The sequence below is a fragment of the Timaviella obliquedivisa GSE-PSE-MK23-08B genome (assembly GCA_019358855.1).
Lineage (GTDB): Bacteria > Cyanobacteriota > Cyanobacteriia > Elainellales > Elainellaceae > Timaviella > Timaviella obliquedivisa.
On sequence record JAHHII010000005.1, the window covers coordinates 125344 to 149484 of the forward strand.

Annotated in this window: 13 protein-coding genes and 1 pseudogene; 5 read left to right on the forward strand and 9 right to left on the reverse strand. The window is 46.6% G+C overall.

What is annotated here, in order from left to right; all coding sequences use genetic code 11:
- The first annotated feature begins 347 nt into the window (after nucleotides 1–347).
- Complete coding sequence (locus tag KME11_11225) at nucleotides 348–1211, forward strand: dienelactone hydrolase family protein (protein ID MBW4515787.1); 864 nt, start codon at nucleotides 348–350, stop codon at nucleotides 1209–1211.
- Between the two features lie 356 nt (nucleotides 1212–1567).
- On the opposite strand, the gene KME11_11230 is transcribed toward KME11_11225, so the two are convergent.
- The 4 genes from KME11_11230 to KME11_11245 all read right to left on the reverse strand — a co-directional run bounded on the left by KME11_11230 (nucleotide 1568) and on the right by KME11_11245 (nucleotide 13412).
- Nucleotides 1568–5734: a PAS domain S-box protein gene (locus KME11_11230; GenBank protein MBW4515788.1), complete on the reverse strand. Its 4167-nt coding sequence runs from the start codon at nucleotides 5732–5734 to the stop codon at nucleotides 1568–1570.
- 68 nt (nucleotides 5735–5802) lie between these two features.
- A complete protein-coding gene (locus tag KME11_11235) occupies nucleotides 5803–11442 on the reverse strand; it encodes a response regulator (GenBank protein ID MBW4515789.1) in 5640 nt (1879 codons plus the stop codon).
- A 375-nt stretch (nucleotides 11443–11817) separates the two neighbouring features.
- Nucleotides 11818–12780, reverse strand: coding sequence for a pyridoxamine 5'-phosphate oxidase family protein (locus tag KME11_11240; protein MBW4515790.1), 963 nt, complete (start codon nucleotides 12778–12780; stop codon nucleotides 11818–11820).
- A 32-nt stretch (nucleotides 12781–12812) separates the two neighbouring features.
- A complete protein-coding gene (locus tag KME11_11245; GenBank protein ID MBW4515791.1) occupies nucleotides 12813–13412 on the reverse strand; it encodes a glutathione S-transferase in 600 nt (199 codons plus the stop codon).
- A gap of 117 nt (nucleotides 13413–13529) precedes the next feature.
- Here KME11_11245 and KME11_11250 point away from each other — a divergent pair, with 117 nt between their 5' ends.
- On the forward strand, nucleotides 13530–14144 hold the full coding sequence (locus tag KME11_11250; GenBank protein ID MBW4515792.1) for a TetR/AcrR family transcriptional regulator: 615 nt from the start codon (nucleotides 13530–13532) through the stop codon (nucleotides 14142–14144).
- A gap of 100 nt (nucleotides 14145–14244) precedes the next feature.
- Here KME11_11250 and KME11_11255 read toward each other — a convergent pair whose 3' ends face one another.
- The 5 genes from KME11_11255 to KME11_11275 form a co-directional block, all read right to left on the reverse strand.
- Nucleotides 14245–15072: a methyltransferase domain-containing protein gene (locus KME11_11255; protein ID MBW4515793.1), complete on the reverse strand. Its 828-nt coding sequence runs from the start codon at nucleotides 15070–15072 to the stop codon at nucleotides 14245–14247.
- A 31-nt stretch (nucleotides 15073–15103) separates the two neighbouring features.
- Nucleotides 15104–15979: a GNAT family N-acetyltransferase gene (locus KME11_11260; GenBank protein MBW4515794.1), complete on the reverse strand. Its 876-nt coding sequence runs from the start codon at nucleotides 15977–15979 to the stop codon at nucleotides 15104–15106.
- A gap of 95 nt (nucleotides 15980–16074) precedes the next feature.
- Nucleotides 16075–16812, reverse strand: coding sequence for a DUF924 domain-containing protein (locus tag KME11_11265; GenBank protein MBW4515795.1), 738 nt, complete (start codon nucleotides 16810–16812; stop codon nucleotides 16075–16077).
- Nucleotides 16813–16981: 169 nt separating this feature from the next.
- A complete protein-coding gene (locus tag KME11_11270; GenBank protein MBW4515796.1) occupies nucleotides 16982–17485 on the reverse strand; it encodes a hypothetical protein in 504 nt (167 codons plus the stop codon).
- An 83-nt stretch (nucleotides 17486–17568) separates the two neighbouring features.
- The gene (locus tag KME11_11275) at nucleotides 17569–18777 is read right to left on the reverse strand and encodes a DUF3574 domain-containing protein (protein MBW4515797.1); all 1209 of its coding nucleotides are present in this window, start codon (nucleotides 18775–18777) and stop codon (nucleotides 17569–17571) included.
- A gap of 836 nt (nucleotides 18778–19613) precedes the next feature.
- Here KME11_11275 and KME11_11280 point away from each other — a divergent pair.
- The 3 genes and pseudogenes from KME11_11280 to KME11_11290 all read left to right on the forward strand — a co-directional run bounded on the left by KME11_11280 (nucleotide 19614) and on the right by KME11_11290 (nucleotide 24127).
- The gene (locus KME11_11280) at nucleotides 19614–20969 is read left to right on the forward strand and encodes an AAA-like domain-containing protein (protein MBW4515798.1); all 1356 of its coding nucleotides are present in this window, start codon (nucleotides 19614–19616) and stop codon (nucleotides 20967–20969) included.
- A gap of 39 nt (nucleotides 20970–21008) precedes the next feature.
- Nucleotides 21009–22205: pseudogene (locus tag KME11_11285) on the forward strand (AAA-like domain-containing protein).
- Nucleotides 22206–22705: 500 nt separating this feature from the next.
- Nucleotides 22706–24127 carry an ABC transporter substrate-binding protein gene (locus KME11_11290; GenBank protein MBW4515799.1) on the forward strand — a complete coding sequence of 474 codons (1422 nt, stop codon included), beginning with the start codon at nucleotides 22706–22708 and terminating at the stop codon, nucleotides 24125–24127.
- The last annotated feature ends 14 nt before the right edge of the window (nucleotides 24128–24141 follow it).

Genomic DNA, 24141 nt, shown 5'->3' on the forward strand with positions numbered 1-24141 from the left:
ATTTTCTCCGTTTGCACAGCGTTCTGAAAAAAGAAATTGCCTAGACTGATTAACACTTCGATCGCTCAACCGTGGCTTGCAGTTCTTAACTCTAGCAGCGATCGGGTTAATCATTACGCTCAGAATGGCTGAGTTGGGGTAGCAAGGGTTTTTCTGAGCATTCATTTGAGCATTCAGTTTAAACAACCTATCACTTGCGTTGGGGTTGGGATTCAGAATTGTTGCGCCATTTTTCTGTTACAGGTCACTGAATTCTCAAAGGACAAATATGTTACAAAAAGTGAAGAGAGACCGGCGATCGCCCTGCCTCTTTTGCCCTCATTAAAAAGCTGCACAACTCCATCGTCATGAAGCAAAAAATTATCGATCTGTTTGATGAATACACCCATACTGCTTTGCCTCGACGTATTTTTTTCAAACGGCTTGTCGCCTTAGCCGGAAGTACGGCTGCTGCAACAGCATTGCTGCCGCTGTTGGAAAATAATTATGCTAAGTCGGCTATGGTTGACGAAAAAGATCCTCAACTCACCACCGAATTTCTGTCCTACCCAGGTGCGGGTGGAAACATGAAAGGCTACTTGGCTAAACCTAAAGACATGCCGGGTGAACTTCCTGCGGTGATTGTCATCCACGAAAACCGAGGGCTGAACGCTCATATTCAAGATGTTGCTCGACGAGCCGCTTTGGCAGGCTACGTGGCTTTAGCTCCAGATTTCCTTTCTCCAGTAGGAGGTACGCCTGACAATGAAGATCAGGCTCGGACAATGATTAGCGCTTTAGATAGCCAGCAAACTTTAAGCAACTTAAAATCAACTCTAGCGTTCCTGCAAAATCGACCTGATACTACGAGCAAGGTTGGCTGTGTCGGTTTTTGCTGGGGAGGCGCAATGACAAACCAACTGGCAGTCAGCGCTCCTAATCTGGGAGCCGCGATCGCGTTTTACGGTTCTGTCCCTCCAGCCGAGGCAGTTCCTAATATACAATCGCCGTTACTGCTCCACTATGCTGGACTAGATGAACGAATTAACCAGGAGATTTCTGGCTATGAAACAGCCCTAAGAACGGCAGGAAAAGACTACACAATCTCCATGTATAGCGGTGTCAACCATTCCTTTCATAACGATACCAACGAGGCTCGCTATGATGCAGAAGCAGCCAAGCTAGCTTGGGAGAGATCGATGACATTTTTTGACTACTACTTAAAAGCCTAATTCGTTAGCGACCCCTGGAAGCATAATCTACTCAAAGCCCCTTTCCTTCAGGAGAGGGGTTGGGGAGAGGTCTACCTCACTGTATCGCTGACTTAACCTAACCTACTGGATAAAATCTCTAACTTTACTATTAGCTATTCACCATTAGGGGAGTTGCGTGAAAATAAAACCCCAATGGGATGCATTGACTTATCAGCCCCCTAAATCCCCCATTCTGGGGGACTTTAACAGGTTCGGAAGTCCCCCAGAATGGGGGATTTAGGGGGCGGTTCGGGGCGTTATTTAATCGCAACTCCCTAGCCATTTACCATTAGGCAAATAAGACTTGCACCTAGGCTCTACATGAGCTACTGCATCTAATTAGAAGAAAGCAAGGTCGCAATGACTTCAATGAGATGATCCGATTCAACTGGTTTTGAAATGTGTCGTTGAAAGCCCGCTGAAACAGCTTGTTGGTGATTAATTTCTCCTGCAAAGGCTGTCAACGCGATCGCTGGAATTTGTCCGTTCTGATCGGGAGGTAGCTTTCTAATCAGTTGCATCAACATATAACCGTCCATTTCAGGCATTCCAATATCGCTCAGTAACAGGTCGGGGCTAGACTCAGCTAGAGCGAGCAGGGCATCCGCAGCAGAAGCGACAGCTGTTACCTTCGCTCCGGCTTGTCCCAGTAAAAAAGCAACAAAGTCTCGGGTATCAGCTTCATCATCGACTACTAAAATATTGATGTTACTCAGGTCACAAGATCGTTCAGATGAACGTTCATGATTTAGGTTTACAGGTTGAGTTGGCATGAGCGGTAGCCGTACTGTAAAGGTTGCACCTAGTCCCTCACCTAAACTCTCTGCTTTAACAGTTCCGCCGTGCAGTTCCACTAGATGACGCACGATCGCCAGACCCAAACCGAGTCCACCGAATTTTCGGGTTGTAGCGCCATCTGCTTGGCGAAAGTAGTCAAAGACATGGGGCAGGAAGTTGGGATGAATTCCTCTTCCTGTATCGCTAATTGTGATTTGAGCTTGTTCATCAAACTGTTCCAGGCGAAGCGTTACTTTTCCTCCCTGTAAGCTGAACTTAACTGCATTAGAAAGAAGATTCCAAATGACTTGCTGCAATCGATTTGAGTCTCCTGATACCAGTCTCACATGCGGGTCAAGAACCACCTCCACCTGGATCATTTTTGCTTCAGCCGATAATCGCACCGTTTCCATTGCGGCTTGAATCGTGTCTACCAGATCAACCGGATAAGCATTGAGACTGAGCTTTCCTTGCAAAATTCGGGAGACATCTAATAAATCTTCAATCAGTTCTGATTGAAGCTTAGCATTGCGTTCAATCGTTGCTAAAGCTTGAGCAGTCTTAGATTCATCTAACTTGCCTCTTCGCAATAGCTTTGCCCATCCCAAAATTGGGTTAAGTGGCGTTCGTAGCTCGTGGGAAAGTACGGCTAAAAATTCATCTTTAATTCGGTTAGCGGCTTCAGCCTGATTGCGCGCCGTTTGTTCTGCTTCGTAGAGATTTGTACGCGCGATCGCCTGGGCACACTGCTGCGCCAGCGACAAAATAAAAGCTTGATCTTCTGCCTCCAGCAGTTGAGGTTCGCTAAACCCAAAGGAAATCCCACCTAATGCCCGACCTTCTACTTTTAAGGGAATCGAGATCCAAGCACCGATATCATGCTGCTCGTAGCTTTCCCTAAGATGAGGATAACGGATGATTCGTTCTGCTGAAGACTCTGCCCAAATGGGCTGCCCAGTCCGTACTGCCTCTGCTAGAGGCACTGGGGCATCAAGGGAAAACCGATGCCAGCCATTGATCTGTTCTGCCTCATACCCTAGCGTTCGGACAATTTCTAATTCGGAGTTAGCCTCATTAAGTAGCGCTACCAGTGCAAAGTTTGCTCCCAATGCAGCAATGCCCTGATCGACAATCACATCTGCTACTTGAGTAGGCGTAAGCGAGTCGGATAAGGCAGCAGTCACTAGTTGAAGCCGAGAGAGCCGCGCGGCTGACTGCTCGGCAGCCTGTTGAGCGTGCTGTGCCCCCTGATAAAGTCGGGCATTGTCGAGGGCGATCGCGGCACGATGGGCGATGCGTTCTGCCAGAATGAGGTCTGCCCTGGTGTAGTGACGATTTGACTCTGCGGTAACAAACGAAATTGCCCCTAGAATTTGTCCTCGGGCAATTAGCGGTGAAATGATGCAAGACTTTAAGCCTAGCTCACGGATAATTTTCAGGTGGTCGGCATCTTGAGTGATAAGGGCGATCGCTGCATCTGAAATTTCAGCCGCAAATTCGGCTTGCCCAGTTCGTAAAACCTTTGCAATTCCCTCTGCATCATCAATCTGCTTAGGATAACGTTGATGAAGTTCCCAGCCTAACTTCACTTTCTCCGGATCTCGGTGCGCCACCCCTACCCGATGAATCTCGCCGTTGGATTCTAATAAATCAATGGCGCACCAATCTGCAAAAAATGGCACAACTAAATTAGCAACGCTCGCCAAAGTTTGTTCATAGTTCAACGACGAAGCTAGCACAGTTGTGACTTTCACCAAAAACGCCGATCGCTGCTGGTCGGCTTCGGCTTCTAACCGAGCGGTTTGCTCACGAATTAGCTGGGCACGTTCAGCTTCTGCCTGTTTACGCTCAGTAATATCTTTGTTAATACCAATGAAAAAGATCGGATTTCCGTCTTTATCATGAACCAGTTTTGCAGTCGTTTCAATAGGTACTTCCGAGCCATCTTTTCGTTGACAAGGCACTTCACCGCAAAACTCTCCACTGTCTTCAATAGACTGAATCATTTCAGCCGTCATGATCGGTGAAATATCAGGATGATGCAAAAAGCTAACGGGCTGACCGATCGCTTCGGCTGCCGTGTAGCCAAAGATTTGCTCGGCGTTGCCTAGCCAACGTTGAATCTTACCTTCCAAATCAGTTAACAAAATTGCGTCGGGCATTTGCTGCAATGCAACATCTGAAATGAGCAGTTCGGCTTCGTTTTGTTTGCGTTTGGTAATATCGTGCATAACGACAACTGCACCTTGTTTATTACCTTGAGCATCGACGATCGCTTGTCCACTGGCTAATAGCGTTCGTGGCGTTCCTTGTTTTGGTACAATCATCATCTCAGTCTTATCCACTACCTGTCCCTGTAATGCTCGGAACAGAGGGATATTTTCTTTGAACATCCGCGTTTTGCCGCCGGGCAGGTACAGGTCATAGTAATCTGCCCATTGCTCTGGGGGCAAGGGTTGTTCGGGGAGTCCATGAAATTCTCGGGCAGAGCGATTGAACAAGGTTAGAATACCATCGGCATCACAGGCGACAATACCTGCCTGCACGTTATCGAGCAATGCTTTAAGCAACTCTTGCTCCGTTTCGAGGGTTGCTTTAGCTTGCTGTCGTTCAACCACTTCAACACGAAGTAATTCATTCGTTTTAGATAACTCGATCGTGCGCTGTTCTACCAGACTTTGTAACTCGTCTTGCGCTTGCTGTCTTGCCTTCTCAGTTTGCTGTCGCTCTAGTTCAGTGGCAATTCGCAGGGAAAAGATCGTGAGCAATGATTCTGCAATCTGGATGTTTTCTAAAGGTTTGCCGTGCATCATGCCGAGCAACCCGATCGCGGTACCATGAGAGTCAAAAATTGGAATGGCGATGTAGCTTTCGACCTGCAAAGGCTCTAAGAGAGGGGCATAGGGAAATGTAGCTTGCACGTCACGAGGATAGCAGCAGAGTTTTTTCTGACGAAGGACTTGCTGGCAGGGCGTACCGTGTAGCGAGTAGGCAAAGTTATCAATAGTTTCACCTTTGGCGCAGACTGCGATCGTGTTCAGCATTTCTGCTTCTGAGTCGGCTACCAGACCAATGTAGGCATAGTCAACTTCTAAAACTTTGGCAAAGTGCTGCACTAACGCATAGAAAAACGCTTCTCCAGTCGCGGCAGCAATCCCTTGGGTTACTTCCAGTAAAGCTGCATCAATGCGGGCAACCTTGCGTGCGGCTAGCCGTAGCTCTAGCTCATCGATCACCATGGCGGCTAAATCAGTCAGGGTGGCAGTTTGCTCAGGAGTCAAAGCATCGCGCGGCTTGGTGTCGAGTAGGCAGAGCGTGCCTAAAGTAAAGCCATCTTCTGTAATGAGTGGCGCACCTGCATAGAAACGCAGCCCTGGCTCACTTTGCACAAAGGGATTACATACCAGCCGATTATCCTGCCGGGTGTCAGGAATGACTAAAACATCGTCGTAGAGTAAGGCGAAGCTACAAATGGTTGTATCTCGCTCTACCTCAGACACGTCAAAGCCATAGCAAGACTTAAACCAACCTCTGGTTTCATCGACCAGCGAAATCAGGACGATCGGGACATCGAACAGGCGAGCTGCTAAGGCTGTCAGGCGATCGAAGGCGGCTTCGGGCGGCGTATCAAGGATGTTGTAGCGCCGCAGGGCTTTCAGTCGCTCTGTCTCGTTGGCAGGCAGAGGAACGGAGGTGACAGGCGGTTGCGGCAGATCTTCAGGCATAGAAGGTTGTGCTTAGGAACTTGAGAAAAATAGAGTAAAGTGACAATTGCCCGATTGAGTTTAGGGAATTAGTAGGCTGCTAATAGCCTGATCGTATCAACCAATTGGGTTGGATCGACGGGTTTAGACAAATGTCGTTGAAACCCAGCAGCAAGTGCCTGTCGATGATCAATTTCTCCGGCATATGCTGTTAGCGCGATCGCCGGAATTTTCTCGTTCTGTGGTAGCCTGCGAATCTGTTTAATTAACATATAGCCATCCATTTCGGGCATTCCAATATCACTCACTAACACGTTAGGCTGGGCTTGGGCAAAAGCGCCTAAAGCTGCGATCGCCGATGGCATTGAGATTACTGTAGCGCCAGCTTGCTCTAAGATAAAGGTAATTAGTTCTAGCGAATCGATTTCATCATCAACTAGCAGAATCCGAATTCCTGTTAGCGACGTTAACGAATCGAACTCGCAGGAAGGACTGTTTGACGCATCAAGGTGCTCATGCTTCGTTTGAATGAGCGGTAAGGTTACGGTGAACGTTGCACCCTGATTTTCGCCAGGACTATCGGCGCGCACGGTTCCCCCATGCAGTTCGACTAAATGACGCACGATCGCCAACCCTAACCCTAGTCCACCGAAAGTACGCGTTGTACTGCCGTCTGCCTGCCGAAAGTACTCAAAGACGTAGGGCAAAAAGGTATCGGGAATGCCTCTACCTGTGTCGCTCACTTGAATTTGCACCTGCGATTCAATGCGTTCTGACCGTATGCTAACGCTCCCCCCCGTTGACGTAAATTTAATAGCATTTGAAAGGAGATTCCAAACGACTTGCTGAAGCCGTGCTGAGTCCCCTAAAACTTGTTCAGTTGCATTAAAGTGAGTTTCAAGTTGAATTGACTTCGCTTCCGCCGACAATTGCACAGTTTCGAGGGCAGCATTCAGGGTTGCCGTTAAATCAACAGGAGACATCTTAAGGCTAAGCTTTCCTTGCAAAATGCGAGAGACATCAAGCAAGTCTTCTATCAACTGAGTTTGTAGTTTAGCGTTGCGCTCGATCGTCTCTAAGGCATGGGCTGTTTTAGTAGCGTCTAAATTGCCGCGTCGCAACAGCTTAGACCATCCCAAAATCGGATTCAACGGCGTTCGTAATTCATGAGACAATACGGCTAAAAATTCATCTTTAATCCGGTTTGCAGACTCAGCTTGCTCTCGTGCTTCTTGTTCCCGCGCAAGTAGCTGTTCGCGTTCAAATTCAGCGCGTTTACGATCGCTAATATCATTAATAAGTGCCACAAATCCTTGAACGGTACCGCAATCGTCCAATCGAGGCACATAGGTCACACTCACATCACGAGTTTTTTCATCGACAGTAGCGACGTAAGTCTCAAAGGTAACCTGCTCTCCCTTCAACACCTGTTCTACATAGGGACGAATGATATCGTAACCCGTTTTCCCCAATACCTCCCATAAACACTTGCCATAAACCTCGCTAGCCGGGTGCCCAAACCATTCTTCGTAACCTCGATTGTTAAATCGATAGCGTTGCTCTCGATCGACAAAAGAAATTAGGGCAGGCACACTATTAGTCACTAAACGCAGTTCGGCTTCGCGTTGCCGAAGGATTTCTTCAATTTGTTTTTGCTCAGTAATATCTGCTAGTGCGCCCGGAAAAGCGATCGCTGTGCCATCAGCGTCATACTCAACCCGACCCCGTGCGGTCACCCATCGTTCTTCACCACTGGCGGTACAAACGCGATATTCAGATGTAAAGTTCTCGCCTGTTTCGATCGATCGATCAGTTGATGCGACAACGCGATCGCGATCGTCTGGGTGAATCGAATTAACAAACGCCTCAACGGGTAATCCGTTGATTGCCTGTTCAGGAGCGATTCCAAACAAGTGAGCAAATCCAGCATTGACGAAAAGCTGATTTTCTAAAATTTTCCAGCGCCAAGTGTATATCGCGCCTGCTTCTAAAGCAGATTCCAGTTGGCTCTGAGCATTCTGTAGAGATTCTTCACTGTGCTTGCGATCGCTAATGTCGATCGACACGCCTAAAATTTGGCGCGGTAGGTTTTCTGCGGTTCGACTAAACACAACGCTTCGAGAATACATCCAACGCCATTCGCCGTTAGCATGGCGAGCCTGATACTCAAGCCCTAAAACTGCCCCTTCAGGTGCCGAACGAAATGCCTCGAAGTGATCTGCGACATGTCCTAAATCGTTAGGGTGAATAATCGTTGGAACGATGTTTATTCCCATTGCTTGAATTTGCTCAGTGGTGTAGCCCAACAGGTCAGTAATCTGGCGGTTAAAATACACATTTCGCTGTTCTAGCAAGTCATGCACAAACAAAATGCCAGGCATTGTTTCTGCAACTTGTTGGTTAAAGTGCTGAGTCTCACGAAGCTGGGCTTCAGTTCGTCTGCGATCGGTGATATTTTCAAACGATAACCCTAAACATTGATTGGGAAGTGGAAACGCTTTCAAGCTGTAAATGCCTGCGGTAATGCCGTCTTCTTGGTAAGGAACCTCGCCTAAGTCTAGGGCTTCTCCGGTGCGAACGACCGTCATATATTGCTGTACTAGCGATGTTTGTATCAGCATTGGGAAAGTTTCAGCCATACTCATGCCAATGAGGGGCTCAAAATTAATACCCGTTGCTGCCGATGCCATTGGATTGGCAATGAGTAAGCGAAAAGAACCTGGATCGTTAGAGTCTTCGAGTTGCCACACCACCATCCCTACCTGGGTATTCCGAACCACATCCGCGTAAAGCTGCAACCGCTCTTCAGCCTGCTTGCGATCGGTAATATCGCGCTGAGTTCCCCAAGCTCGCAGCAGCTTTTCATCTTCAACAACTCCTACCAAATTGTTTAAAAAGATTTTTGAATTGCCTTGCTGATCAACTCCATAAGATTCTGCATCTACAAGGCGATAGTCCGAGCCGATAAAGGCTCGTAGATATTCGATGTTCTTAAGATTTGACTGCACCAAAAAATCTCCTAGCCTCGCTCCAATGAGTTCTTCAGGTGAAGCAACGCCATACATTTGTGCCATTGTTTGATTACATTCTGATAGATAGCCGTACTGATAAAATTGCTGAATTTGCTCGTCTTCAGGACTACTGATTGGTAGCGGCTCTTCAATTTCAAAGCACCAAATCGCTTCTGAACTCTGTTCAACAAATGCTCGGTAACGCTCTTCACTGCGTCGCTCTTGTTGAGCAGTGGTCTGCCGCAATTGAGCTAATTTTAAGGTTGACTGCACCCGTGCTATCAATTCACGCGCTGAGAAAGGCTTAATCACATAATCATCGGCTCCAGCTTCTAGTGCTTCAACCCGTGATTCTTCGGCTGCTCGCGCGGACAACAAGACGACAGGCAGATCTTGGGTTTGAGGATCAGATCTTAATTCTTGCAGAAGCTCAAAACCATTAAGTTTTGGCATCATGACATCAGTGAGAACTAAATCGGGCAAAGGTTTTTTGGTTTTGCCGTTGAGTGATGCTCTGATCAAACAGAGGGCGGCAGTCCCATCAGCAACCGCTTCAACCTCATAAGATTGGCTCAAGAGTCGCTTGACATACTCGCGCATGTCGGCGTTGTCATCTGCGAGAAGAATGCGACCCTGTGGCTGCAATGCCGGAGCAGGAGTTTCAGAGGCATCCAGGTTTAGATATTTACGGGTGTCCACATCTTCTTCCGCAATCCAACGAGAGGCTTCTTGAACAAATGGAGCTACCCCTAAAGCTGTTGATTGCAACGTCCGATCGCTTTGAATACGTTCTGGAGGCAGGTGAGCAGAACCTAACGGGATGGCGATCGTAAATGTTGTGCCTTGTTCTACCACGCTAGTAACGCTAACTGTACCGCCATGCAGCTTGACTAGCTCTTGTACGAGCGATAACCCAATTCCTGAACCTTCATACGTCCGAGAACGAGTGCTCACTACTCGGTGAAATCGTTTAAATAAGTGAGGTAGCTCATGAGATGGAATTCCTACGCCTGTGTCTTGTATCGTCAGCACAACCTGCTGATCGCTGGTTTGTAAGCGAACTGTGATTTCCCCTTCAAACGTAAACTTGAATGCATTTGAGATTAAGTTAAGAACAATTTTTTCCCATAAATCACGATCGACATAAACCCATTCAGGAATAGGCTCACATTCAACGATTAAGTGTAAACCAGCCCGCTCGATCACTGCCCGAAACACACTTGCAAGTTCTGCTGTAAAAGCAGATAAGTCTATGGGTTCATACAACGCTTGATTCCGTCCTACTTCAATGCGGGAGAAATCGAGTAAAGTATTGACCAACTTTAGTAGGCGCAATCCGTTACGATGCACTACCTCTAGCGTCTCTCGCAAGGGATGAGATAATTCGTCGGTCGCGTTAGCCAGGGTGTCTTCAAGAGGGCTAAGCATGAGAGTTAATGGCGTACGAAACTCATGTGAGACATTGCTAAAAAAAGTAGTTTTAGCGTGATTGAGTTCTGCTAATGTCTCTGCTCGTTTACGTTCTTCTTCATAGGCATTGGCATTGGCAAGACTGGCTGAAATCTGAGCCGCAACTAAATCAATCAATCTTCTATAGTTGTCATCGAACAACCGCAATGGGTTCAACCCTACCACCAAGATTCCAGATTGAGCTAGTTGACTCGAGAACGGATCTCCTTCAAAGACAGGCTTTGCGCCCAAAGGTGCGATCAAAGCTTGATGAGGCGATCGCTGCCAGGCCCCCGTCGGTAATTGACCAAACAAGGCTTCTAAATCAGAAACTAGGTAAGCCTGATGCGTTCTGATGATCTCTCCAAAAGACCAAACTGCATCAGAATCGAATGGAACAGATTCGACTGCTGCTGCATGATGGCGATCGATTCCACACGTTCCTGCTAAGGAAAAGCATGATCGATCGAGATCAGCTAGATAAATCATCGCAAACGGCAAATCATAGGGATTGGTTTCTAAACAACTTGCACTCAGCGCACAAACTTCTTCAAAAGTGCGGGCATCAGCGGTTTGGGCAGCGAGTTCTCGCAACAGCATAAGCTGGCGATCGCCCATAATACGCTGCGTGTCGTTAGTGTTAGCACAAATAATACCGCCCGTGTTCCCTTGATCATCAGGCACCGGACTATAGGAGAAGGTGTAATACGTTTCCTCTGGATAGCCATTGCGTTCCATGATCAGTAGCAATGCTTCATCATAAGTTCCCTCATTCTTAAACATTGCAGATTCTGCTCGCGGGCCCACCTGATCCCAAATCTCGCGCCACACCGCAGCAGCCGGTTGACCTAATGCCGCCGGATGTTTTCCGCCCACAATTTCTCGATAAGCATCGTTATAGAGATTAATAAGTTCCTTCCCCCACCAGACAAACATGGGCTGCCGAGAAGTTAACATAATACGAACTGCTGTTTTAAGGCTTTGCGACCATTGCTCTACGGCTCCTAAAGGTGTTCGAGTCCAATCGTGCGATCGCATGAGCGCACCCATCTCACCCCCGCCTGCAAATAAGCTGTTTTCTATCTTTGTCTCCTGCCTAGCCTGCTGATCCTCGGTCATTCTTCCTGCCCTGCCTCTACAAAATACTGAGTCAGAAGCTGCTTGCTTTGATTCTGTACAGCCATTGATGGAGACAAACTTAATTGATTGACAAATGATTGAATCTGCTTCATTGCCAGAGGTGAAGGCTGAATATGTCCATTCTCCCATCGATTAATTGTTTCATAAGAAACTCCCAATGCTGCTGCAAGCTGTACTTGTGTTAGCTGCGTCAACTGCCGAATTTCGTGAATCAGCGTGCTAACAGCAGGTTGTACGAGCCCATTTGTCGGTTTGGAAATTTCCCGTTTAACCAGTTTCATAAGCGTGCTTAATATGGCAAGTGTCATATTAGTTTTCAGCAAAATGAAAGAGAAATCAATCTCTCCTAAGGGGGATTGACTAAATGTCAACCTATCTAAATAGTGATTATTGGAAGGAAAATATAAGTATTATGAATCTAACTAGGTCTATTCCATCTTGGAACATTTTTAGAAAAGGTCAATGTTACAAAACTGCGCAGCGTTGCGATCGCTCTGGTGCTCTTTACCAAGAACCTGTGTGATCTAAGAAGGGCGAAAACTCTGGATCTGACCCTCGTAAAGGAATGCTGCCTTCCACTCGATATCCTTGATGCAACTGGAAGCGAAACAAGCGCTCTGCCCCTTTATAAGCAGTGATTTCAGTCCCTTTCCAAATGACTTCAGCGGTGCCTGTTAGATAGAGCAGACTACCTTGCCCAAAGTTTACAAACAGCAGTCCTGCACGAGGATTTAACTCCAGATTGCCAAAAGTGTTGAAGTGACCATTGCCAGAGAAGTCGGGAATGGTCAAGGTCTGATGATGATCAATGCGCACGAAGCCAGGTTTGCCCCCCCGATGAGAGACATCTACGCCGCTTGCAGCACCTACTGATTCGTCTTGATATGACGTTGCAATGAAGAACGTGTCAGCTGCCGTAATTATGGCTTGTTCCACTGTTCCTAATGTTGTGATCTGATAAACCGATGGACAAAGAGATACTTCATCTGGATCTAATTCAAACCTGCGTGCCTGAATGTATTGAGGACAGTTACCAAAGCTTTGTCTCACTTGTATCTCAAACCCGTCTGGATGAGTTTCTATAACTGTTCCATTAAGGCGATTACGACGACGCGTCTGTAGTTCTATACCGAGTAAACCGATATCAATTCCGTTAGCAAGGGTTGTGACTAAGGGATCTCCAAACAGAGGTTTAGCAATCACTTGCAAAGTGCGATCGCTAGGCGAAGAGAGAAAGCCTGGCTCTCCGACTAAAATAGAAGCCCAAGGGCTGCCGACTGCATCCACAGTGCCCACAATCACATAGGGAAGTTGAGCAAAGAACTGCCGAAACTGTTCAGGAAGATAGTCTCGAATGGCTCGTCGTCCTTGCTGATCCATTCGCTGCTGGATGCCGAGTCGGGCTTGAATGGTCAGTTCGCCGGGGTGAAAAGGAGATGCGCTACCTGACCAGCCTGAATTTACCATTTTATTTTTCTTCCCTTTAAGGAACGTGATGCCTACAGTCCTGCCATAGAAATGTAACCAGGGAGTTGTTTAACGCGATCGATCCAGGTCAACACATGGGGATATAGAGCCAAATCAATCTTGCCATCTTGTGCCAGAGCCACGTAAGGAAAAACAGCAATATCAGCGATCGTGGGATGCTCCAACTCTAACCAGAGGCGATCGCTTAAGCGTTGGTTCAGTTGTGTCAGGATGTGTTCTGCTTTCTGATGCGCCCGTTCAATGTTGATGTTAGATATGCCAAACAAATAATAAAGCCGAGCTTGTTCAGGGCCTTGACGCACTTCTCCGGCTGCAATAGATAACCAGCGAACCACTTGTGCTAACAGTAAAGCATCTAAAGGGAGCCACGAGTCGCCGCCATATTGCCGCGCCAAGTATACCAAAATGGCTTGAGCATCTGCTAATTTGAGGTCGCCATCAACTAACAAAGGCACTTGCCCAAACGAGTTGAGGGCAAGATATTCTGGCGAATTTTGTTCACCTTTCATCAAGTCCACTTTGATCCATTCGTATTCGAGGGTTAACAGTTCTAGCAGCAGTCTGACCTTGTAGCTGTTACCAGACATTGCGTGACCATAGAGTTTGATCATAGAGTTTCTCTTTAAGGTATCCGGTATGTACCGAGCGTTCGGTATGATGAGACTGTACTGAACGTTCGGTATAATTGTCAATAGCTCAATCAAGTTTTTTTATGAGTTTCAAAAGCGATGTCTAAGCAAACCTACGCCCCCACTCTGCTCGACTTATTTCGGCAGTTTGGCTACGATGGCGTTACAGTATCTAAAATTTCCCAGGCAACGGGTTTGGGCAAAGCCAGTCTTTACCATCACTTTCCGGGTGGCAAAGATGAGATGGTAGAAACGGTGTTGATGTCGCTGGAGAAAGGATTAGAGCAGATTGTTTTAGAAGTTGTGCAAAGTGAAGGTAATGCGCTGACGCGGTTGCAGCACATGTGCGATCGCCTCAGTAAGGTATACAATCAGGGGCAAAAACCTTGTGTACTGGCGGCTCTAATGCTGGGTTCAGCAAAGGAGGTCTTTCAAGAGCGAGTGCAAACTCTCCTGCAATTATGGATTAATGCGATCGCTTCAATTTTGGTTGAAGCAGGCATGAATGATGCGATCGCCCGTGAACGGGGAGAGGATGGTGTTATTGCTATTCAAGGTGCCTTAATCCTATCTCAGGGGTTAAACGATCCGACCTCTTTTCAGCGAGTGATGCGACAGTTGCCCCAAACTTTGTGTCATGGTTTGCCCAAGCATAAAACTAGGGCGAAGAAAACGAGAAAGGTTATGTGTGCTCGGATCAGGTTTATCTGCTGATGTTAATCCTGCTGAAGAACTTAGCCTGCTGAAGAACTTAGAAGGATGTACCTGGAGTTGCGAGACAGCCAATGTAGCGAAGATACCTAAAGAGCCATCACTAATAGCTTCGTAATAGGGGCTTCTTTGTATACTGCAAGGGAGCAGAGCGCATTGTGTCAGGCCAGCAATAGTCTTCTAATTTAGTCTCGCCTTGGCGGCAACCCACAAGGCGAACATAGCCCAGGTAGTTGCCCCGATCGGCTTCAAGCGTCCTAATTTCTGCGTCATTATCAGGAGATACGATCTTTTGCCAATCAAGCCATACTTGCCAGCCCTCTGCCATATTGTCGGCTAAGGTTACGTCTAAAATGTGCGTCCGGTTCCAATGTCGTTGCCACCAGACTGCCGAGTGGAGACACCAAAAATCTTGGCTCCAGATTTCTTGAAGATGGTCAGGAACTTGGTCGGCAATTTCCTGCATCAATCCAGCGCCGACGATCGCCACTGTTCCGCCTGGTTTAACAAAATGAGCCAGGTAGTTGAGATACAGATCATCTGTTCCAAAGTAAGGAAATGAGTCGATGCAAACAATCGCATCAAAGAAGCCTTCTGCAAATGGCAGCGATCGGGCATCAGCGCGAAGAGGAAAAACATTGTCCTCGACCCCGGCATCTCGAATTCGCTGGATATTCTCCGAGGCGCTGAGCCATAAGTCGGTTGCCCAAACCTGCACACCAAATTCGCGGTGCAGAAAGATCGAGGAAGCAGCCCGTCCACAGCCGAGGTCTAACACTCGCATACCGGGTTGCAAATCCAGCGCTGTTGTGAGCCACTCGGTCAACCAAAGGGAATTTGCTCCACCGCTGACGCTAGACATTACCCATTCTGGGTGGTATTGCGAAGAGCGTGGGAATCGTTTGGAGACAAGCTGTTGATCTGTATTCATATCAATCTCCTGTGTTGAATTAACCATAATATTAACATCGTGCAGAACGAGGAAGCATAAAGGGTTGTCCTTCTGCGGTAAACGAACCTCGAACCATTAAATACGCATCTTCTAATACGTGAGGTATCGCTTGAGCTTCAACTTCCAAGCGATCGGGACTAAAGTAAAAGGTGATTTCTTTAACGAGGTGAGGAATGTACTTGAGAATCTCTACCAGCGAAATTGAGTGATCAGCAACGATGTCAAATATGCGTAAGCGATCGCTTTCTTGCTCCATCACGACTAATGCATCCAGATCTTCAGCATAATACAGCGATCGGCTAGCTTCGTTAACAAAAAACACGGCTTTCTCAGAGAAAACTCCCACCACATTGGAAACTGGAATGCGCGTATCGAGTAAGCGGTGCAGTAGAGCACGGTCATTCTCATGTTCTAGGTTCAGTACACGGAAGCTATCTTTTCGAGATGATTCTTTACACGCCACTGTGAACATAGATTCTAATGCTATTCGGAAGTTAAAGGGGTAATATAGCTCTGGTTGAGAAGTGGTTAGAACTACCGTTTTGTACCGAGTATCACAATACTCTAGCGCAGCTTCCATGCAGTCCCGATAATGTCCCTGGCGACGAAACTGGGGATGGGTTGCGACTGCGTGGATACCTCCTGCGCGCACCGATTGTCCCATTATCCATAGCGGCAGTTCCAGAACTCCGACATGGGCGATCGCCTTCCCTTCTGCAAATTTCATAAAGGGAACTGATGCCGCCTCCCAGGATGCGCCTAGCTCTCGTCCTATACTGGCAAATTTTTGTAGTTCAATTTCTGGAAAGACGATATCTAGCAAGTCGAAGAGGCGATCGCTCAGACTCTGATCTGCGACGAAAGATCGTTGTAAACTTTGGATCATTTTATTTCACCACATAGGTTCTACTTCAGACATGGCAATCTCTGCTTTCAGTCAGGTTGAAAATCTGAATTAACACTTCTGGACTAAGAGCGACTTCAAGAACTAAAGAGAAATTGCGATAGATGGAGTGGCATCGATCGCTTGTGGACGAGTTGTCCACTGGCAAAGTACTCCAGTTCATCGGCGGTTGACTGCCTTCCTAGCGCCTCGTTGCGCTGAGGATGGCGACCAAAACGAGCAACTACGTCCTGATGCCCACGGGCTTGTGTCGCAGAAAATTCTAGCAGAGCCCGATACTCTTGAGGTGTCTCTTGCGCCAGATCATCTGCTAGCTTAACCGCTAGTTCTAGGTTGGTAAGATCTTCAGAATGTCCTAGAGGCAGCAAGAAGAAGGTCTTCTCCCAAGGAGTTTTGAGATCTGTATAGTGACCTATCTTAATCCCCTCGATCGCCAGTGCACAAGCTTTTGAGTCCTGTGCGAAGGCTTGTGCTGTTCCCTTATAAATCGATCGGGAAAACTGGTCGAGGACGATAATTAGCGCCAGCCGCGATCGGGGTTCACTAGACCAAATGCCAAAATCACCCCGCGCAGCTTGTTCATAAAGGAGTAAAAAATGCTCGTTGATAGCCGCATCTGCACCTCCGCGAAACCACCAGTCCCACCGCCGAACCATTGCTGCTTGATTACCGCTAGGTTGAGTCGGGAACCAGAACTGAAGCACATCTTCAGATCGATCGCCTTCAGATCGATAGTCTTCAGATCGATCGCCTACTTTCTCAATAGGTCGAAATTTTATCGGGTTTGAATCAGGGCTTGAATTAGTAGTTGTCATAATACGTTCTCCTACCTCAGAGGTTGTCTGAGAAGTCTAGGTTGCTATCCAATCCGCCCCCTAAATCCCCCATTTTGGGGGACTTTGAAGAAGGAGTGCTCGGAAGTCCCCCAAAATGGGGGATTTAGGGGGCGAGTGTAAGAATCTTTGATACTTCCCAGACATCCTGTTAAACCTCAGCGGTTTGAAGTTCATGATGAGGGGAGGGAGCAGCATTTAGAATTGCCTTGAGGTTTTCTGGATTCATTGTCATCAGATAAGGCTCCATTAGGCTAGGCGGTAACAACTCTAACAGAACTTCATTTTCGAGCCAGAATTCAATCAGTTCAAAAAAGTCTCCTCGTTGGCAGCGAACAGCACGCCAGCCCTCTCGATTGGCGATCGCATAGATTTCTGTCTCACTGATTGGCACTGCAATGTTGACGTGCGTAGCAGTGTAAACCTCAGCGTCAAGAATAGGTTCAGAGAATAAAACAGGCTCATCGTCTAAACCTGGTTTGAGTACCGTACCCTTAGGCAAAAACTCAAGGGCAGTGCCGCAGGAATCCAGGGCAAGTGCGACGTAACTACCCGAATGATTAGGGAATGGAAACGCCCGTCCCTGCCATAATTCCGCAACGACCTCAGCAGCATGAAGGGGATTGTTAACAGCTAGTGTAATGTGGTGGATCATGTGGAAAATTCCTCCAAAAGTATCGTTCTGAATATCTTTAAGTTAATGGATAAAATCTGGTTCGTCTGTTGGAAAAAGTCGTGTCAAATGCTAGGGAAAATCATGTTTTGCTCAAACATTGTGCTGAAATCAAAAGCTGATGAGATCCCCCTGGTAAGAGCAATAGTATTATTGACATCAAACGCAATGCTCAAGGTTTCATCTACGACGACTAGAACTGATTCTTGCTGGAATTCCTGTTTGTAAGCGTCGATGATTTGGTTGATCGATCGCTCATTTGCTTGCGTGTCTTCAAGAATGAGAGAAACCACATTGCTGGGTTCCCGAATCAGTTGATCTGAACTGTTCAAAAACTGTCCATCTGCATTGTAAACTGTTAAGCCATCCGGGAAACGAGGCGTGACTTCGTTGCGAAGGAACTGGCGAAACTGGCGATCGCTGACCTGTCCTGTTGTGCCAATATTGCGTCCATAATAGAGATCAACCTGAATCAGTTCAGGCGTTGAATCATTATCGATTAAATCTTCCCCCTGCCCAAACCCTACACTAACCGCTTCATTGACGACTTGTAAAACCGAGTCTTGCTGAAACTGATCTTCATAAACATCAATAATTTCGTAGAGTGACTGCTCGTTCTGTTCGGTGTCTTCGAGAATTAATGAAACGACCTGAATAGGTTCTCGTATCAAACGATTTGAGTGAGTTGGAGACGACTCTGTGGCATCATAAACCGTTAAGCCATCAGGAAATCGGGGTGTTACCACATCCTCAAGAAATTGACGGAATTGGCGATCGCTGACCCGTCCTGTTGTGCCAATATTCCGCCCAAAGTATAAATCAACCTGAATCAATTCAGGTGTAGAGTCATTCTCGATCAAATCCTCACCCCGACCTAAACCAACAGCAATATCTTCATTCTCTACCTGCAAAACTGATTCTTGCTGGAACTGCTCTTTGTATGCGGCAATAATGTCGTTGATCGCTTGTTGATTGCTAATTGTATCTTCGTAAACTAATGAGATTACCTGACTAGGTTCTCGAATTAAGTCTCCATCACTGTCCAAAAATTGTCCTTTTGCGTCATATACTATCACCCCAGTCGAGAACCGAGGTGCAACGACATCCCTAAGAAATTGCTGAAATTGTTGTTTTGTAACCCTCCCTGTCGTTCCGATATTGCGTCCAAAGTATAAATCTTGTTGAATCAGCATCGGATCCGATTCAGCGACAGGTAGCGTGGGATAAAACTGCATTAAACTACTCAGGGCAGTGGTCTGAAGTACACTTGTCATAATTTTTTCCTTGAAAGGTGGAATTAAGCAATCTAGTTAAGATAGGAAGGCTGACTGACATCGCTGAGTTGGGGTATGAAAATCCGGTTCTCCTTGCCCTGTTAAGAAAAGGCTAGGGGCTAGGTTGAGTCGGCAATGCAAATAAGATAGATTTCTGTCCAACCCCTCTTTTTTTTCTAAGAGGATATCTGAGAAGTATCAAAGATTCTTACACTCGCCCCCCAACCCCCGATTTTGGGGGACTTCCAAGCCACTTCTTCTTCAAAGTCCCCCAAATGGGGGATTTAGGGGGCGGATTAGATAGCAAACCTAGACTTCTCAGACAACCTCTAAAGCAAAGGGGCTTTGAGCAGATTCGTACTCCTGCTCAACAAAGTCAACTGATATTACTTAGATCAGGTTTAGGAAGAGGATGTTTGAGAAGAGGATGGCTAAAAAATTTCTGAGACGGTGTCGTTAATGATTTGTCTGCCCAGATATTAATCAGCTAAATATTAATTATGGGCAGAACGCTAACGAAGCGGAGACTCTTTATACTTTTCAACCATCCTCAACTGCACTTTTCAAACATCCTCATATTTTCAAACATCTTCACATTCTCAATCCTCACACACCGCTAAGATAAACAGATTCAGGCATGATGTCTATTGGGAAAAGTCGGCAATACCATTGATTAATCTTCTGACTTTTTCCAACAGATTCTGACAGACAAACTTCGCTTTGGGGGTTATGTTCTGAAGAACAGTTTTAGCAGTAAGGCACTTATGTTTTTTACAGCCCGCCCTATAGCAGTAAAATTAGAGGCAGAAGGAAACCCTACCGATGTCTTAAACTCAATGACTCCGGATGAAGCCCTAATTGTTCTAGAAATCCTTCTTCAGCCGAAGTGCCTTAGTGACCTTCAGCAGACGGTATTTTGTCGGGCGTGGGTGGGATTGAGCTACGAAGAGATTTCTGAAGAACTTGCCTATGATCCGGGTTATATTCGAGATGTGGGATCGCAGCTTTGGTCAATGCTGTCTAAAGTTTTGGGAGAGAAAGTAACTAAAAAAAATGTGCACGTTGCTTTAAGACGTTACCAACGAGAGCAGGAATCACAGCAGACGATCGCGCGTGGAGATAGACTAGCGATCGCTTTCTTAGACGACCTTCCAGAGGCTTCACCCTTTCGGCTAGAGTTCCCTAGTGGGGTAGTGGCATTAAACTCACCTTTTTATGTAGAGCGTTCGCCGATTGAAGCACAGACCCTTCGCGAAATCCATAAACCGGGTAGTCTGGTTCGCATCAAAGCCCCCCGACAAATGGGTAAATCTTCCTTTATGCACCGGATTCTGGCACACGCAAAGCAAAGCGGATTACAGACTGCAACGCTAAATTTGCAAAGAGCGGATAGTAGTGTATTAGGCTCTTTAGATAAGTTTTTGCGCTGGATCTGTGCCAATATTGCCCAGCAGCTTGATTTGGCTCCTATTTTAGATGACTACTGGAATTTGGAAATGGGCAGTAAGATGAGTTGCACCCTCTACTTTCAGCGGTACTTGCTAGAGGCGATCGATACTGCTCTAGTTCTGGCTTTTGATGAAGTAAATCGATTGTTTGAGTATCCTGACTTAGCGCTGGATTTTTTACCCTTGTTACGCTCCTGGTATGAGGATGCATCAGAGTTTGCGATTTGGCAGAAATTGCGGCTGGTGGTGGTGCATTCGACCGAGGCATATATTCCGCTCAATATTAATCAGTCGCCTTTCAATGTCGGACTCCCTATTCGGCTGCCCGAATTTACGTTGGAGCAGGTGCAGGATTTAGCGTTGCGGCATGGGCTAAATTGGGCAAAGACGGCAGCAGGCGTACAAGATTTGCGATCGCTCTTAGAAATGATTGGCGGGCATCCCTATTTGGTCCGCTTGGCGCTGTATGCGCTACGGCAGCAGATGAGCCTGGAACAACTGTTGCAGGAAGCCCCAACTACGGCAGGAATTTATGGTGAACATTTACGGCATCATTTAAATCATTTGCATGAGCATCCTGAATTGGCGATCGCCCTTCAGCAAATTCTCTCTGCAACACCCGGACAGTTAGAAGCAATGACGCTCTATAAACTAGAAAGCCTGGGTTTGATTAAGTTTCAAGGCAACCAGGCAATCCTTAGTCGCGAGTTGTATCGCCTATATTTTCAGAACCAGCTTATTTAATGATTGAATCAAAAGTAAAGATCGAATCAGGGAAGAGAAATGTCTGAACTACCCCCGTTCTATGAATATCAAGTTGGCGGAACCCTCAAGAGCGATTCGCCAACCTATGTCGAACGGCAGGCAGATACAGACCTGTACCAGGCGCTACTCCGGGGAGAATTGTGTTCGGTTTTCAGTTCGCGACAAATGGGTAAATCGAGCTTGCGGCTGCGGGTAAAACGTCGTTTGCAAAAATTAGCTAGACCGTGTGTTTCAATAGATATGACCCGAATTGGTAGTAAAAATATTACGCCTGAGCAATGGTATTTAGGGCTGGTAGTAGATTTGGTGCGAGGGTTTGGGTTAGATTCATTTAACGCGGTTGCTTGGTGGCGTGAACGGCAGTATCTTTCGTTAATTCAACGCTTCAGTCAGTTCATTGAAACTGTGCTTTTGGTGCAGGTGCCAGGTGAACAGATTTTTATTTTCATTGACGAAATTGATAGTGTGCTGAGTCTTGATTTTTCAGTCGAAGACTTTTTTGCGCTGATTCGGTACTGCTATAACCAGCGGGTAGAAAACCCTAATTATCAGCGTTTAAATTGGGTCTTATTAGGAGTAGCGACTCCTTCAACTTTAATACAAAATCCATTCCTAACTCCTTTTAATGTAGGGCGAATTATTGCCTTGCAGGGATTTCAACTGGCGGAAGTGCAACCGTTGATTGATGGGTTAGAAGGTAAAGTTAGCCATCCCCAAACGGTGTTACAAGAAATTTTAGATTGGACAGGGGGGCAGCCTTTTTTGACCCAAAAGCTTTGTCGTTTAGTAGCAGAGCGACAGGGGTTAGAGCAGGCGAGATCGCAGCAAGGACAAGGAACTCAGGAGTCGATCGACTGTCGCCTCGATCAACAATTGCCGATCGCCAACCCTCATTTAATTCAGTTTTTTTATGACTTATCTACAGTTGCGATCGAGAAACTGGTGCGATCGCACATCCTTGAAAATTGGGAGGCGCAAGATGAACCTGAGCATTTACGAACAATTCGCGATCGCTTACTTAAAAATAGCCATCGGCAAGAATTATTAGAACTTTGTCTCAGAATAGTGCAAGGCGAGAAAATTCCAACCCACGACTCTAGTGTTCAGCGCGAGCTATTCCTATCTGGGTTAATTATTCCTAACCAAGGACAACTTCAAGTTGCTAATCGGATTTATCAAGAAGTGTTTCATCCAGACTACATCAAACAATACCTTCTGGTTCCTGAATCTGTTTCATCCACCGGTTCTTCTCTCCATTCAAGCTTTACTCTGAGTCACGAACTCCGCACTCCTCTCAATGCCATCTTGGGCTTTACCCAACGGATGCTGCGCGATCCTGCTCTAACCCCTACTCAACAAGAATCTCTCGCTATCATTAACCAGAGTGGCGAACAACTCCTCCTCCTAATTAACCGTCTTCTCCTACCAGAGTCCCCTGCTCCAGCCTCTCTGCCTCCAGAACTTCCTCTCCTGACCTCTCCCATGGATGCGCTGATGCAGATGCCACCTGAGTGGATTAATCAACTGCATCAAGCGGCTCTTCGTACCGATGAATTCCAAATTTTAAAACTGATTGAGCAAGTTCCGTCTAGTCAGCAGCCCATGGCGATCGCGCTAACTGATTGGATCAAGAATTTTCGCTGCGACAAGATTTTGGATTTAACTTCTCCCTACTTCTAACTGCCTGCCCTATAAATAAAAATGATAAAAAAGTCATGAAAACCCGTCTCTCTCGTCGCTTATTTCGAGCCCTTCGTCAATTCCCGATCGCCTTAGGGCTAATGCTATTCCTGTTGACAGCCCTCACTTGCTGTAACCTTTCGCGCTCTCCGTCTATTGAAGCGACAGCCCCTACCCCAGCGGGACTGCGCATTTATTGGCGACGAGGACTGTTTCCAGAAGAAGATCAGGCATTACAACAGGCGATCGCTGCCTGGGAGCGCCAAAGCTCGATCCCCGTCAAACTCTCATTGCTCAGCCCCGATGATGTCTTAAACCAAGCTGTTATTGCGCTCGAAAATGGCGATCCGCCTGATATTGTGTTCGCCCATCGTGCCGACTATACTCTGGAGCCTCGGTGGGCATTAGAGGATAAACTTGCTGATGTATCTGATGTAGTTGCAACGGTCAAAAATCAGTACAGTCAGTTGGCGCTAGATTCTGCCTACCTGTACAACAAAGCTGAGCAAAAGAAAAGCTTTTATGGAGTGCCCATTGAGATTCAGGCTTTGCATATTCACTATTGGCGCGATCATCTTGCCCAGTTGGGTTTGAGTGATGATAGTGTCCCTAACGATTGGGACGAGTTTTGGCAATTTTGGCAACAAGCTCAAACTCGGCTCCGTCAACTTGGAGAATCTAAAATTTACGGACTGGGATTAACGCTCTCCCCTGCATCCAGTGATTTATTTGTTTTATTTGAGCAAATTCTAGAGGCATACAACATTGAAGTATTAAATGCACAAGGACAGTTACGGCTGAACGAACCCCAAGTGCGTCAAGGAATTATCACAGCGATGAAATGGTTAACTCAGCTTTATCAAGATAAATACATACCGCCAGAGTCGTTAAATTGGGTTGATTCGGATAACAACGTTAACTTCTTAAATCACAACATGTTGATGACCGCAAATCCTAGTCTATCAATTCCTGTATCTCAACGGGATGATACCGATCTCTACTTTAAAAGAATTGCCACCCGTGAATTTCCTAAAAAACCTGACGGAGAACAAATGCGAACCTTGATTTCGGTCAAGCAAGCGCTAATCTTTAAGAATGCCAAAAACATCAAGGCTGCAAAAGCGTTTTTAACCTATTTTGTTGAACCCGATCGCCTCAACGCCTATCTAATTAACTCACGAGGACGCTCATTCCCAACCATGCCTAGTTCGCTTAAAGATTCCTTCTGGCAAAGCTCTGCCGACCCCCATATTTCCAAAGCCGTTAAGCAACTTCAAGGTCAAACCCGTCTCTTTTACCATATTCTTAATCCAGCCTATTCTCAGGTTCAGGAAGAGAGCGTCTGGGGGCAAGCTCTTCAACAGATCATCGTAAACGGTAGATCTCCTGAGGCTGCTGTGGATGAAGCGATCGCCCGCATCCAAAAAATATTTGATGAATGGCAAAACATCTCATAAATCTGTCTCTCATC

What these genes read in the sequence shown, in the direction of transcription:
- KME11_11225 (MBW4515787.1), top strand. Translation starts at nt 348, where the DNA reads ATGAAGCAAAAAATTATCGATCTGTTTGATGAATACACCCATACTGCT.
- KME11_11230 (MBW4515788.1), bottom strand. Translation starts at nt 5,734, where the DNA reads ATGCCTGAAGATCTGCCGCAACCGCCTGTCACCTCCGTTCCTCTGCCT.
- KME11_11235 (MBW4515789.1), bottom strand. Translation starts at nt 11,442, where the DNA reads ATGGGAGAATGGACATATTCAGCCTTCACCTCTGGCAATGAAGCAGAT.
- KME11_11240 (MBW4515790.1), bottom strand. Translation starts at nt 12,780, where the DNA reads ATGGTAAATTCAGGCTGGTCAGGTAGCGCATCTCCTTTTCACCCCGGC.
- KME11_11245 (MBW4515791.1), bottom strand. Translation starts at nt 13,412, where the DNA reads ATGATCAAACTCTATGGTCACGCAATGTCTGGTAACAGCTACAAGGTC.
- KME11_11250 (MBW4515792.1), top strand. Translation starts at nt 13,530, where the DNA reads ATGTCTAAGCAAACCTACGCCCCCACTCTGCTCGACTTATTTCGGCAG.
- KME11_11255 (MBW4515793.1), bottom strand. Translation starts at nt 15,072, where the DNA reads ATGAATACAGATCAACAGCTTGTCTCCAAACGATTCCCACGCTCTTCG.
- KME11_11260 (MBW4515794.1), bottom strand. Translation starts at nt 15,979, where the DNA reads ATGATCCAAAGTTTACAACGATCTTTCGTCGCAGATCAGAGTCTGAGC.
- KME11_11265 (MBW4515795.1), bottom strand. Translation starts at nt 16,812, where the DNA reads ATGACAACTACTAATTCAAGCCCTGATTCAAACCCGATAAAATTTCGA.
- KME11_11270 (MBW4515796.1), bottom strand. Translation starts at nt 17,485, where the DNA reads ATGATCCACCACATTACACTAGCTGTTAACAATCCCCTTCATGCTGCT.
- KME11_11275 (MBW4515797.1), bottom strand. Translation starts at nt 18,777, where the DNA reads ATGACAAGTGTACTTCAGACCACTGCCCTGAGTAGTTTAATGCAGTTT.
- KME11_11280 (MBW4515798.1), top strand. Translation starts at nt 19,614, where the DNA reads ATGACTCCGGATGAAGCCCTAATTGTTCTAGAAATCCTTCTTCAGCCG.
- KME11_11290 (MBW4515799.1), top strand. Translation starts at nt 22,706, where the DNA reads ATGAAAACCCGTCTCTCTCGTCGCTTATTTCGAGCCCTTCGTCAATTC.